Consider the following 13,410-nt stretch of genomic DNA (forward strand, 5'->3'; position numbering starts at 1 on the left):
TTAGCTTTCCCTGTTCAGACGTTCTGCAAGTGGTGTAAACCGGGCCATAAGCCGGCGCTGTTCATCGGTCATGTTTGTCTGCATAAACTGCCGGATATAGGTGCGGGCTTCTTCGGCGTCAATACCCATAAAATCACGGACAATACAGCCGGTCATGACACCGGTGCGGCCGACACCGGCGTTGCAGTGTACAGCCACATTGGCTCCGGCCCGGAGATAGCCGCTTACTTTGTCGACCACCCTGGATAATTCATGAAGTTCCGGGCTGGTGTAGTCGGCTATGGGAAAACGGATTGGTTCGATTCCGTTTTCATGGTAGATTTTAAGAACGTTTTTTTTGGCTTTCCGGGCCAGCTCCGCATCGGTCACCAGCATCACCACAAACTGAATGTGATGACGTTTGTAAATTTTCAGCAGTGCATTTCCCGGGTCGTACGGGCCGAACGGCATAGGGCTGACGTATAACCGCCCTTTGGCTTCCAGCGGAATCCGGACGCAGGTTTCTTCTTTTTTCCCAAACAGAAACATGAAATCTCCAAAAGCGGTTGAAACCCTATAACCAAAATCAGGAAAAAAGAATCCGGAATTGAAGATATTCGTTTCTGCTATTTCCGATATTTGGCCATTGCATGCATTAAGCCCGGCATACAGACTGGCAGTTATGGAAATTGAACTGCTGATTAAAAACGCCTCTTTTTTCAAAGGGTTGAACGGAGAGCATCATACCGAACTGGCGCGCATCTGCTCGTTGAGAAAGCTGAAGAAACGGGACTATCTTTTTCACGAAGGTGAAACCGGGAAAAGTATGTTTCTGCTTATCGATGGAAATGTGCAACTGCATAAAAATACGGACGACGGCCGGGAGGTGGTCATCCGTGTGGTGAAACCCGGCGAAATTTTTGCCGAGGTTGTGCTGTTCGAGGCCGATTGTTTTCCGGTTTCAGCGCGGGCGGTGACGCCGGTTGAGGTTTTGGTTTTTCCGAAGGACGGTATTCACCGTCTGTTGGCACAGCAGGATTTCCGCAGCGATTTTATTGCCCAGCTCATGATGAAGCAGCGCTATCTGACCGAGCGCATTCAGGAGCTGACGACCAAAGACGTGGAATATCGCTTTTTCACGTTCCTGAGGGACCAGTATGGCGAAAAAGAGCTGATCCATACGCCGCTGTCTAAAAAGGATATCGCAGCCGGAATCGGGACTACGCCCGAAAGTTTATCGCGTCTGATTCAGCGGTTGACTGAAGACGAAATTATCTGCTGGAAGGGGCGGGAAATCCGGATGCTCTCTAATCCGTGGAAGTGGCTGGACTGAAAAGCGTGCAGTCTTAAGCGGTCAGCCGACAGCTGAGCAAAAAAGCCGTGATCTGTTGGCTGAAAGCGGTTAGCTGTTTTGGGACCGGATCATCGTCAGCAGCATTTTAAAGGGTTGTTCAGCGGCCTGCACGTCGTGCGGGATGTTGGCCGGCATAATGATCATTTCGCCTTCTTTAACCGTTTTCAGGTTGCCGTCGATGATAAAGGCGCCTTCGCCTTCGACTACCTGTACGACGGCGTCGAACGGGGAAGTGTGTTCGCTGAGGCCCTGTCCTTTGTCGAAGGAGAAGAGGGTGATGTTGCCGGTTTCTTTTTTCAGCAGCATTTTGCTGATGACGGCGCCGTCGGCGTAGGAGATTTCATTTTTGAGGTTCAGGGGTCTGCCTTTATATTCGTCGCTCATTTTATTTGCTCCGGTTGAGGGGGTGAAGGTTGAAAGGTCGTTGAGACCTTTTAACCCGGAAGCACTTATACACTAAAGTTGTTTTACTGCGAGCAGTTCGCCGTCGAGGCCGATGGTGACTTCTTCGATTTCAAGGTCAGAGCGGCCACTCAGCGCATGGGCCTGCTGAGTAATGGCGGTTAAACCGCCGCAGCACGGAACTTCCATACGGACAATAATGACTTTTGGAATCGCATTCTGCGCCATAATCCGGGAGAGCTTTTCAACATAACCTTCGGTGCGGTCCAGTTTCGGGCAGGCGACCACCAGTGCGCGTCCTCGGACATAGCGCCAGTGTACATCCGGCGAAGCAACCGGCGAACAGGTACTCAGCACCACCAGTTCTTTGTCCGCAAAAAAAGGAGCCTGCGGCTGAACCAGATGCAGCTGGATCGGCCATTGATCGAGATCGGAGCGGATTACCTGTCCGGTCACTTCGGTTTCCGCCGTTTTGGGTTTTTCCGAAGTCGTTTTATTTCCGAAACGCATTTTAAGCCCCGGGCAGCCGCCGGCGGGTTTGGCCGCAGTCTGTTCTTTGGCTTCGTGTTCCGCGTTGGCTTCATCAAATTTTTTCAGGGCTTCTTCGCCCATTTGGGCCACATGTTCACGGGTGGCTTCAATATCATAGGCGGCGGCCTCGCGCTCGACAATCTGCAACGCCCCGGTGGGGCAGGTTCCGATGCAGTCGCCGAAGCCGTCGCAGAAATCCTCCTTCACCATTCTGGCTTTGCCGTTTACCAGCTGCAGTGCACCTTCCGCACAGCCTACAATACATTCTCCGCATCCGTTGCAGAGGTCTTCGTCGATTTCGATGATTTTTCGTTTCATGGCTCATTCCTCATTTCAAATTGTGGACGTATCCTGCCGGAAAGATGCTCCACTGCCCTTGATGAGCATCAAGAAAAGGGCATTTCTCTTAATTTACGGTTCTGTGCAGATTTTTATGCGAAACTTTTGCGACCGGATCACTGGCTGCCGAGTGGTTTAAAGAATGAGTTCACTTCTCCCCTCAAACTGCTGTCATTCGGGACGGGTTTCCGTTTTTAAGTTTGTAGTAAAATTATTTAAGAGGAAATTCTTATGGAATAAAATATAATAATAAAGTACCCATATTGCGGTTATTCAGCCCGGGGTGGTGAGTAGATAAATTTTAAAATCAGTTAAGTGGCCGGAAATGAAGAGACAACTATTTATTATAACGCTTTGTTTAATATCATTAAGTGGCTGTTCGGTATTGAACATCAAACAAAGCAGGGAATCGGAAAATAATGATGAATTAGGAGAGCAGTCAGGACGAAGGGAATTTGTACCCCCGCCGCCTCTGCCCTCCGAAGCAGAATCGGCCGCTTCCCGTATTGCAAAACGTTACAAAGCCTTAGCGGTCACTGACCGAATTGATTACGGTATTCAGATTAACGATGTGGTTGAGTTGAATGGAAAGCTATATCTTATATTGAACGGCAGTACGTATTGTAATGAGCTGTGGGAGTTTGATGGCGATAATTCGCTGAACAAACTAATCGGGGTCTCGGATTTTGAGGCGATGGAGGCACAGGGCCAATCGGAATTAAAATTTGATACAGGCGACGAGTACGGCAACCATGTCCGGGGTATCAGCTCATTGGCCGTAGCCGATAATAAACTATACTTTTCATTCAGTAATGGCCGTATATCAAACAGATTATTTCAATACAGTTTTACAGAAGGCCCTTTGGTTATTGATGGTGTAACCAAGGTTAACCACCTCACCACATGGGAAAATTACGGCCTGGTTTTCAGTGCTGTCGCCGATAATAATGTAGAAGGTTTGTTTGCGGCAGACGAAAACGGGTCCCTCAAATTCTTAGTGGAGTGTAATCCTTTTTATCCCAATTTTATTCGGGATGGTATTCCTTACGGTCGTGCCCATACTTTGCCCGTAATTGATGGTAATCTCTGTATTACAGTTCATGGATGCCCGTATATTCTTAAACAGAATGGGGGATATAAAAGTTGGGATTTTCCTGAAAGATTCAGAGTCGGACGCTGGGCTAAAATAGAAAATGGTGTTTTTCTTGTAGAAAATTTATATGGCACATTCCTGCGTATTGAGAATGATTGCCGGACCATAAAAAATGAGCAATCACTACCTGAGTATATGCAGGTATATAAAATAAGCGATGATCTTAAATCGATAGGCAACACGGTTTATTTTAATGCAAAGTCGAAATCCTTTGAGTCCAAGGTGCTCTACTATAAGAATGAAAACGTATTCGGAGATGTGACGGAGGCGTTTGCAGAGAATGATATCGAGGTAAGAGACCTTGTTGCCTCTTTTCAGGGCAATCTGATTATTGGTAAATTTCTAAAAATTAAAGGTATGATCAGGTCTGTGCTGCAGCGTTTTAATCCTGAAACCCAAGAGCTTGAAGACATCACGTTTTTGGATAAACCCATGGAAATTAACCGGAATAATGTCACTTTCAAATATAAAGCGCATTTGTATTTTGTAGGTAGTAATACTGAATATAAAAACTGTCTTTGGCGTTATGATGGAAAGAACGATCCGGAGCTTATTGAATTTAAAAACGTTTCTGAATAGCGAGTGAATTTAAATGCTTCGGGCACGGAGATCTATTCGTCATGACGAAATCTGGCAGCGTTTTTCTCAGGAATCAGGGACACCTTAACATGGAACGACTCTTCGGTCTGAAGTAGGCGATCTGAAAAACCGCTCAGCATACATCGTCGCTGCTGAGGTGGAATGACCGGAGGGGTCCCTTTTTTACTGAAGACCTCTTATTCAACGGTGCGAAACCATTTGTACGTTATCGGTACCGGTGTGTCGGTGACGGGCGCAGGGGATGTGATGAAAGGATGAAGAGGATGCGTATTTTTTTTCTAGGGGTTGCACTTTTCGGGGGGATGATTTTTGCGGCTCAGGCGGATCATGTGTTCACGCTGGGGGATCGCTCATTCGAGGGGACGGTGCAACGGCTGTCCAGTTCGCAAGGCGTGGTTGAAATTGAGTTTGCCGACGGGGATAGGCAGGTTTTTGAAATTCAGTCGTTCAGTGCGGAGGATCAGGAATATTTGCAGAAGCTGGACGATATTCAGACCCTGATGCTGCAGCAGGCACAGGCTGAAAAATCGGGTGCACCGGTTGCGCCGATTGAGTCGAAGCTGAATGCAAAGATTCTGGAACTGTCGCATTGGGAGGATCCGCAGGCGGACTCTGGACTAGGCATTATTTCGGGTTTGGTGCTGTCTGTCTTCATTCTGTCTAGTTTTGCGATGATTTATTTCGGGCGTCGTTTGGAGGGGATTCGCCGCAGCATGGAAAATGAATGGCCGCATGTGCCGGCGCAGATAACCGGGATTCACCGTTCAACGTCTACGCGGGGAGGGGAGTTTCGTCGGGAAGACACGCTTTCTGTTAAATTTGAGTATGGCGGCAGGTCCTATAAAATTATGAGTCAGTACGTGAATCTGGCCGATAAATATATTGCCGAAGATGGAACGACCGAGGTGCTGCTCTGTACGGAGGACCCGGAAAAGTCGGTGCATTATGTGGCAAAACTACAGTATATGGCGCCGCGCGTTATTATGGGGGTGGGAGTCTTGTTCCTGTTTTGTCTGGTATTGGCCGGTCTGCTGGTTTTCTGTATGAAATAAGGTTGTGGCTTGTGGAAGTGGTTCAAGGGGATGATGGCACAACATGGAATGATGAGGTTTTCTGTGTTGTATGCGAGTAAAGCTGTTGTCGGAAAGATGATCCTCAGCCCGTGATGAACATCAGGAAAAGGAAATTTCCGTATTTTTCGGGCGTATAGTCCCGGTGGGATCCGGAGGGGGCGGCGAATAAGTATGCTGTTGGAACAGCTGGAAAATCATGCCCGGAAAGCACACAATAAAAAGTGAAATGGAATTTATCGGTTTGTAATAAGGTGGTGGAATTATGTCTGATACTGATTATTCTCGGAAAATATCATCGAGGGGTCATTTTTCGGTTTCGGGAGTGCTGATCCGTCCCGGAACGAGGGAAAAGTTCGGAGCCAGAATAGAGGTTCAGCAGGGGAGAATTCATTCGATTATACGGGATGATCGTGTTGCAGGGCCCTTCATTATGCCTGGTTTTATCGATGCGCATGTCCATATTGAAAGTTCCCTGATGATCCCGTCGCAATTTGCACGGGTGGCCGTAAAACACGGTACCGTTGCCGTCGTTGCGGATCCCCATGAGGTAGCGAATGTGGCGGGTGAGGCCGGCGTGCGGTTTATGGTTCGCAATGCGGAAAGCGTTCCGCTGTATTTCTTCTTCGGGGTTCCATCGTGTGTTCCGGCCTCACCGCTTGAAAAGAGCGGGGCGGTGTTGTCGGCAGCGGATGTGGAACGTTTACTGGCAGAGGAAGATTTCCATTTTCTGGCTGAGATGATGAATTTCCCCGGTGTTGTTGGAGGTGACGATGAGGTTCATGCTAAATTGCGGGTCGCTCGTGCCGCCGGCAAACCCATCGACGGCCATGCACCGGGGCTGGAAGGAGAGGATCTGCGGAAATATGTTCAGTCGGGGATTTCGACCGATCATGAATGCACGACGCTTGAAGAGGCACTCGCCAAGATTGAATCAGGTCAGAAAATCCAGATCAGGGAGGGGAGTGCTGCGCGTAATTTTGACTCGCTTGCCGCGTTGATCCCACAATATCCCGAATCGGTAATGATCTGTACCGACGATTGTCATCCCGACGATCTGGAACGGAGGCATATGAATAAAATTGTGTCCCGTGCAGTGGCCAGGGGATACGATCTGTTTGATGTTTTGACCGTGGCAACTGCAAATCCGGTTCCGCATTACGGACTGCCCGTTGGCCAGCTTAACGAAGGCGACCCCGCAGATTTCATTGTGGTTGATGATGTGGTGGATTTCAATGTTCTGGAAACCTATATAAACGGGGTTAAGGTTTTTGATCAGAACGGGGTGCTGTTCGAACCGGGAAAGATGATCCCGCCTCAATTTACATTCAGGGATGCTGTTCCTGATACGGATTCCATAAAAGTGACGGCGTCTTCGGAAACGATGAATGTGATCAAGGCCGTTCCCGGTGAATTATTAACCGGCTGGAAAACCGTACCGGTGGTTCCCGGGGCTGAAATTGTATCCGATACGGAGAAGGACCTTCTGAAGATTGTGGTGCTGGACCGCTATGAAAATACCCCGCCTGCAATCGGTTTCATCACGGGCTTCGGATTGAAATCAGGTGCGCTTGCCGCAAGTATCGCCCACGACAGCCATCACTTGCTTGCGATAGGGGGTGACGACCAAAGCATCGTGAATGCATTGAGCTGGATTGTTGAGCATAAAGGGGGGCTGTGCTATGCCTCTGAAAGCGACGTAACCGGAATCACGCTGCCCTTTTACGGCTTGATGAGCGACCGGCCCGGAGAGGAAATCAGCCGGCTTTATCAGGAATTGAATGCTGAGGTGGTGCATGCGGGGTGTACAATCGGCGCGCCCTTTATGACGGCATCCTTCATGGCTCTGACTGTGATCCCCGCCCTTAAAATAAACCATAACGGACTGTTTGATGTCGCACAGTTCCGCAATATTCCGCTTTGTACCTGATTCCGGGGCGGTTTTCGAGTGAACTGTACGTAGGGATGTTTCTTAAAATAAAACGGCGCAGATTCTGCTAATGTTTTTTGGTATGAAAGAGGAGCGCCCAATCTGGATGAGAATAATCCCCGATCTGCTGGCTTTTGCCATCGGTCTGGCAGCGGCCTATTTTCTACGATGGGAAACGGGGGATCTGGTCTGGAGTTTGTGGTTTTGCAGTTTAATGGTGGGGTATCTGACGATTCTCGTCACGATTGGAAGCGGCATCTATATCGGTCTTCATATGATGACGCACCGGGAATTCGAACGGAAATACAGAATTCCCGCCATTCTGGGCGGTGGTGCGGTGGCGCTGTTTTTTATCGCCTTTTTTTCGTTTCACTTCTGCGGGTTTCATGCCGGTCACTCCGCATTTCTTGCCTCCTTTTTTCCGGTTCCGGGAATGCCGGAGGGCGGATTTTCCGGTTTTTTTATGAATCCGTTCGGATTGCTGACCGGAGCATTTTCGACCCTGCTCCCGATATACGGAGTTTTTCTGATTCCCGCTCTGATTGCTGAACGGAAAAATCTGTTGAAGCCGGTTGCGGGGGCTATGAATATTGTGCAGAAAACGCAGGGGATTACGGATATTAAAGCGTTGCGCAAAAACGGGGCTTCCGAATCCAGGAAGAAATCAGGGGCTGATTTTATGATCGGGCCCTATAAAAATGTTATTCGCATGCACCTGCTGATTTTCTTTTTTGCAGGAGCTCATTTTATGAAGCTGGACCATTTTGCGGTCTATGCTGTGGTCTACGCAGTTTATTTTTTTCCCTGGCGGGAACTCTTCCGGAAACAAATCTAAGCTTTGTTGGCGATGAAAGGCTTTTTGCGGTTGGGATGGGTGGTGCGGCAGATTTCGCATTTGGTGCCGTCGCAGCCGCGGGCGGTGCAGTATTCGCGCCCGTAGGTGATGATCTGCAGGTGCAGTTTTTCCCAGTCTTCCGGCGGCCATAGTTTTTTACAGTCTCTTTCGGTCTGCTCGACATTTTTACCTTTGGTCAATCCCCAGCGCTGGGCGAGGCGATGAATGTGGGTATCGACCGGAAAGGCCGGAATTTTGAAGGCATGAATCATGACAACGCTGGCGGTTTTATGTCCAACCCCTGGAAGTTCCTCCAGCTGTTCAAAGGTACGCGGCACCTCACCGTCATATTTTTCCACAAGCATCTCGGAGAGTCGCTTGATGTTCTTTGCCTTACTGTTGGCCAGCCCGCAGGTTTTGATGGTTTCGAGAATTTTCTCTACAGACAGTTTCGCCATATCGTGCGGGTTGTCGGCTAACGCGAAAAGGGCCGGCGTTACCATATTCACCCGCGCATCGGTACATTGCGCCGACAGCAGTACGGCAATCAGCAGGGTATAGGCGTCTTTATGATCCAGCGGGATCGGGAGTTCCGGATAGAGTTCGTCGAGTTTCCGGGCAATATATTCCGCACGTTCTTTTCGTGTTTTCACTATTTCACTCCCACCACATAGGAGACCCAGCCCTGGACGTTTTCGTAGGTTTTACGGAGGCGGTAGATTTCATCGGATTCGCCATCGTCATCGAAGTCGTGCAGATAGACCTCGGCTTTTGAGAAGCCGGCTTCGATTAAAACCTCCTGCAGTTCCATAAGAGTCCATAGGCGCCATTCATAGGTGAATGCTTTTTCAATTCTGCCATAGCCCGGAACGTCGAAATGAATATGGCAGGTGGTGTCGTGGTTGATCGGGTTGTAGTAGGCCTGATCCCAGATGTATTCAAAGTCCGGTATCTCCAGTCCGTCGGGGGTGGTCAGACCGGGAATCTCCCGGACATCATCCTCTTTTTCCATAATGGCTTCGGTGCCGCCATAAATATCGAGAATAAAGAGGCCCTCTTTGTTGAGGCATTTACAGACGCGTTTGAAATAATCACGCAGTACCTCGCGCTTTTTAAAGACACAGAAGGAAAAGTTCAGCGCAAAGGTTATATCGACTTTCGGCGTGGTTTCCTCCAGGACATCGCCATGAATGAGGTGCAGCCGTTTGCGCTGTTTTTCGGTCAGGCCGGAAACATTGTTCTTTATGCCCCAATCCAGCGTAGGTTTGTGCAAATCAATTCCCCAGGCTTCATTCAGCTTATTCCGCTGGGCCCAGCGTGCCGCCAGTTTGGCTGTCCCGCAGAAGTCTTCGCGTACGGTCAACGGTTTCCGCTTCCAGTGTTTACGGTAGACCCGTACTCCGAAATCAAGATCGGTGTCCACGTTCTGAACGGAAGCTTCGTAGAGCCAGTGAATATCAGGAAATGCTTTACTCTTCTTTTTTTTCTTTGCCATGGGAGGATTCCGTGATTCTGCATTAACAGGGTTCGGTGTAAATCGATTTCAGGTCATCGAAGATATTCCGGTTTGAAGCCACTACCGTGGCGGAACCGGCCGGTTCCGTATCCTGAAAAACCCGGGTAACGCCTCCGGCCTGTTCAACGATCAGAGTTGCGGCGGCATAGTCCCAGAGAAAAATACTGCCCTCGAAAAAACCATCGGCAGTACCGTCAGCCACATGGCAGAGGTCCAGCGCGGCGGCACCCATCAGCCGCAGTTTTTTTGTGTTCAGCGTCAGTTTCCGGAAACGGCCGAAATAGAGATCCGGGTTAACTTCAATTTCTTTTGACAGTCCGGTTAAGATCAGCGCTTTTTTCAGGGCGGGGGTTTGGGCTGTCCGGATCGGTTCTCCGTTCAGCCGGGCTGTATCGTCACGATGAGCCGTATAGCAGGCATCGTAGTCGGGAGCATAAACGCAACCGGCAACCACTTCTCCTTTATGCCGGACGGCCACGGATGAGCACCAGTATTCAAGGCCGTGCGAAAAGTTCATGGTGCCGTCAATGGGATCAATGATCCATTCGTAATCACTCAGCTGATTCGGTGCAGCATCTTCCTCGCCGAGAATTCCGTGTTCCGGAAAGGTTTCCGAAATGACGGCTTCGGCCTTTTTCTGACTTTCAACGTCGAGTACCAGCTTAATATCGTGTGCAAATGTTTCGTTGGTTTCGGTGCGACGGGCTTTATTGTTGTAGGCATGCCCGCCTGCCGCTTTGGCTGCGGCTACGGCAACATCGAGGAGATCAGTTAAAGATAACGTATTCATCCGGGTATTAAGCTAAACCCCGGAGGCATTGGCAACTTCCAATCTTTGGAACTCTCAGCGACGGGCTGTATGTTCAAATGAAGTATCGAAAGCCCTTGGAGGATCGAGCACCACTTTGGCGAGTATCGCCTTCCGAAGTTCCGCCGGTTTGCTGAGTGAAAAGTGGATAGAGCCGGCGGTGCTGCTTCGCATAACCGGCATGGCGGGTATATTGCCCGCAGTAAAAGAGGATTTCATGACCGGCATAGCCTTCATGGCTGACTGTAAAGGCGAGGTGTGAACGAGTTTCACCTCTGTAGAGGGGTGAGTCTCGGCCGGTTCCGCCACAGGGATGCTTTCGGTTGTCAATGACTTGTCTTCGGGTTCGGCTTTCTGAGCCGCTTCATAAGTAGTCTGTTCCGCGGTAAAGTCCGTTTTTGCATAGTCGTCCGGCGGGTCCGGCAGATCGGCCGGGCTTTCAACGGGATCAAGTTTCTTGGCGAGTTCTCCAAAAAAATCCTCCAGCGGAGAAGAGGGGCGGTGCTTAGGCAGGTTCTCTCCCTCAGCCGGCGGCGGTTGTTCCTTCGCCCCGCGTTCTATCATAAACTTTGCAAGGTTGATCAGCGCGATAATGATGAATACGAAAAACGGAATTAAGTCATCCATAGAACCTCCTTCAATAGGAATCCTGAAACCGTTTCCGGTTATTAAAGACCGGATTCGGTTTCAGTATTTCTTAGGATTTACTTTCGCTGTCTTCATCACCGCTGGCGATCGATTCGCGCATGGAGGTGTCGGCTACGATATTTTGCATACGGTAAAAGTCCATGACTCCAAGATTTCCTTTGCGGAATGCTTCGGCCATGGCCAGTGGAACTTCGGCCTGGGCTTCGATTACTTTGGCCTGCATTTCCTGTACGCGGGCGCGCATTTCCTGCTCGGCGGCAATGGCCATGGCTTTGCGGCCTTCAGCCTCGGCCTGCCGCATAATCTTGTCGGCGTCGGCGCGGTCGGTTTCCAGTTTTGCACCGACGTTGGCAATCTGGCCGACGCCGGCCACGGAAACATCGGCAATATCGATTGAAACAATTTCAAAAGCGGTCTGTGCATCTAAGCCGGATTCAAGCACCTTGCGGCTGATTAAATCCGGATTTTCAAGTACATCCTTATAGGAGCCCATGGAGCCGATAGCCGAGACAATGCCCTGTCCAACACGAGCGACAATGGTATCTTCTGTGGCTCCGCCCACCAGACTGTCAAGGTTGGTGCGAACGGTTACACGGGCTTTAACCAGGAGGCGGATGCCGTCTTTGGCCACGGCATCCAGCATGCCGGTTGCGGTTTTAGAGGGATCCGGGCAATCGATCACTTTGGGGTTTACGGAAGTTTGTACGGCATCCACAATATTGCGGCCCGCCAGATCGATGGCGGCAGCCTGCTGAAACTTCAGTTCAATATTGGCTTTGTCGGCTGCAATCATGGCACGAACAACGTTCTGCATGGAGCCGCCTGCCAGGTAATGAGCCTCCAGCATGCCGGTGGTCATGGTTAATCCGGCTTTCATCGCAGAGATATAGGTAAGTACCACTTGGTTTGGCGGTACGCGCCGCAGTTTCATACCGATCAGGTCGCGGATACGGACCGGGGCTTCGGCAAACAGCGCGCGGACCCAGAGGTTGATCACGGAAATGGCCAGGGCAAAAAAGACCAGCAGGAACAGAATAAGCGGAATGAGAATTACATAGATCATTTTTCATCCTCCTTGGGATTGTAGTTTTCGTCTCTCAACTTCTGAAGTTTCTTTAAATTGACCGGAACCTGAAGAATCAGCCTCCGCTTTTCGATAAGTGCGAGTATAAACGATCCCATGCCCAGTAGCAAGACGATGATCTGGACGGGAATTCCGATGATTGGAAATATCGTTGTTCCATAGATGACGGCCAGACCGATCGAAACCACGCCGATGATTTTGCCGAGGGAATTATTTATTTTCCGCAGAATCAGACTTCCGATCACAAGGGCCAGCAGGATACGGCTGAGATACACCATGGCCGCCCATGAGCCCAGCAGCAGGATGCCCAGCGGTATGCCGATGAGAGAGGTGATACTCATCATACCGAAAAGAGGCAGGCCGAGGGATGCAATCAGGCCGATTAAAAGACATTTCCCGGGGGCCTGTTTGATCAGCTGTGCCGACATGGAGGTGGTCATCGGGAACAGTGTGAGGAACGGAATGCCGACCAGTAATGCCGCCAAAAAGCTGATCAGAATTTTGTTGAGCCGCTCGGCAGAGAGCAGATCCGCGGCCGGCGGGGTTGAAACGGTGCCGCCGATAACATCGGCGTCCAGAAACAGTTTTCTCGGGGCTCGGTATTCAAAATCGCCTTCGATCCGGGCTCCTTTGGCGAAGACAATGTCCTGTGCGCGTACGGAAACACTGCCTTGAATGGTTCCGGCAAAGGTAACGGTCTGGGCTGAAACTTCGAGGTCGCCTTCAATATGCCCCTCCTGTACCACACTCATGGCCCCGTAGACGAGGGCATTTCCATGGATATATGCATTGGTACCGAGAACAATGGTGTTGCCTGCCGCCAGCAGGTTTCCGGCAATACCGCCGTCCACCTTGATGGTCGGGGCATACATGCGCAGGTTTCGTTCGCAGCTTCCGGTCTGTTCGATTTCCGTGACGTTGGCCGCCAGCACGTTACCCTGGTAGATGCCGGAGAGCTGCAGCGGGAATGCCGTGCCGATAAAAAGATCATTTTCAAACGTGCCGGAAACATCCGCTTCGTTGGCATAAACCCACTGCTCATTTTTGACCGAATCGCCCAGGCTTACCGTATAGACGTTGGTGGAAATCCAGGGAACGGTGGCCTGCACATGCACAGCGGTGGAGACTGCGAGTGTGGAGAAAAATAATTTTAAACGCATA

The 13,410-nt window shown here is 50.2% G+C and carries 14 protein-coding genes; 5 read left to right on the forward strand and 9 right to left on the reverse strand.

The window, feature by feature from the left end; translation table 11 throughout:
* A complete protein-coding gene (locus EGM51_16340; GenBank protein ID QBG48892.1) occupies window positions 1-528 on the reverse strand; it encodes a hypothetical protein in 528 nt (175 codons plus the stop codon).
* Between the two features lie 133 nt (window positions 529-661).
* Between EGM51_16340 and EGM51_16345 the strand changes: the two genes are divergently transcribed.
* The gene (locus tag EGM51_16345) at window positions 662-1,312 is read left to right on the forward strand and encodes a Crp/Fnr family transcriptional regulator (protein ID QBG48893.1); all 651 of its coding nucleotides are present in this window, start codon (window positions 662-664) and stop codon (window positions 1,310-1,312) included.
* A gap of 69 nt (window positions 1,313-1,381) precedes the next feature.
* Here the strand turns inward: EGM51_16345 and EGM51_16350 are convergent, their stop codons facing one another.
* Window positions 1,382-1,717, reverse strand: a complete 336-nt coding sequence (locus EGM51_16350) for a cupin domain-containing protein (protein ID QBG48894.1) — start codon at window positions 1,715-1,717, stop codon at window positions 1,382-1,384.
* Window positions 1,718-1,789: 72 nt separating this feature from the next.
* Window positions 1,790-2,584, reverse strand: coding sequence for a 4Fe-4S ferredoxin (locus EGM51_16355; GenBank protein ID QBG48895.1), 795 nt, complete (start codon window positions 2,582-2,584; stop codon window positions 1,790-1,792).
* A 346-nt stretch (window positions 2,585-2,930) separates the two neighbouring features.
* Here EGM51_16355 and EGM51_16360 point away from each other — a divergent pair, with 346 nt between their 5' ends.
* The 4 genes from EGM51_16360 to EGM51_16375 all read left to right on the forward strand — a co-directional run bounded on the left by EGM51_16360 (window position 2,931) and on the right by EGM51_16375 (window position 8,193).
* Window positions 2,931-4,337, forward strand: coding sequence for a hypothetical protein (locus EGM51_16360; protein ID QBG48896.1), 1,407 nt, complete (start codon window positions 2,931-2,933; stop codon window positions 4,335-4,337).
* Window positions 4,338-4,621: 284 nt separating this feature from the next.
* Window positions 4,622-5,410: a hypothetical protein gene (locus EGM51_16365; protein ID QBG48897.1), complete on the forward strand. Its 789-nt coding sequence runs from the start codon at window positions 4,622-4,624 to the stop codon at window positions 5,408-5,410.
* Between the two features lie 283 nt (window positions 5,411-5,693).
* On the forward strand, window positions 5,694-7,358 hold the full coding sequence (gene ade / locus EGM51_16370; protein QBG48898.1) for an adenine deaminase: 1,665 nt from the start codon (window positions 5,694-5,696) through the stop codon (window positions 7,356-7,358).
* 106 nt (window positions 7,359-7,464) lie between these two features.
* Window positions 7,465-8,193, forward strand: a complete 729-nt coding sequence (locus tag EGM51_16375) for a hypothetical protein (protein ID QBG48899.1) — start codon at window positions 7,465-7,467, stop codon at window positions 8,191-8,193.
* Here the strand turns inward: EGM51_16375 and nth are convergent.
* From nth to EGM51_16405, 6 genes are all read right to left on the reverse strand, one after another.
* Window positions 8,190-8,846 carry an endonuclease III gene (gene nth / locus EGM51_16380; protein ID QBG48900.1) on the reverse strand — a complete coding sequence of 219 codons (657 nt, stop codon included), beginning with the start codon at window positions 8,844-8,846 and terminating at the stop codon, window positions 8,190-8,192. The genes EGM51_16375 and nth overlap by 4 nt on opposite strands.
* Entirely contained in the window at window positions 8,846-9,688 is an 843-nt protein-coding gene (locus EGM51_16385) for a class I SAM-dependent methyltransferase (GenBank protein QBG48901.1), read from the reverse strand. Before EGM51_16385 ends, nth begins: the two co-directional genes overlap by 1 nt.
* A 22-nt stretch (window positions 9,689-9,710) precedes the next feature.
* On the reverse strand, window positions 9,711-10,499 hold the full coding sequence (locus tag EGM51_16390; GenBank protein QBG48902.1) for an inositol monophosphatase: 789 nt from the start codon (window positions 10,497-10,499) through the stop codon (window positions 9,711-9,713).
* 54 nt (window positions 10,500-10,553) lie between these two features.
* Entirely contained in the window at window positions 10,554-11,144 is a 591-nt protein-coding gene (locus EGM51_16395; GenBank protein QBG48903.1) for a hypothetical protein, read from the reverse strand.
* A gap of 70 nt (window positions 11,145-11,214) precedes the next feature.
* Complete coding sequence (locus tag EGM51_16400; GenBank protein ID QBG48904.1) at window positions 11,215-12,228, reverse strand: UPF0365 family protein; 1,014 nt, start codon at window positions 12,226-12,228, stop codon at window positions 11,215-11,217.
* Window positions 12,225-13,409 (reverse strand): hypothetical protein, encoded by a 1,185-nt coding sequence (locus EGM51_16405; GenBank protein QBG48905.1) that lies wholly within the window; start codon window positions 13,407-13,409, stop codon window positions 12,225-12,227. Before EGM51_16405 ends, EGM51_16400 begins: the two co-directional genes overlap by 4 nt.
* Window position 13,410 lies beyond the last annotated feature (1 nt).

Source organism: Verrucomicrobia bacterium S94 (assembly GCA_004299845.1).
Taxonomy (GTDB): domain Bacteria; phylum Verrucomicrobiota; class Kiritimatiellia; order Kiritimatiellales; family Pontiellaceae; genus Pontiella.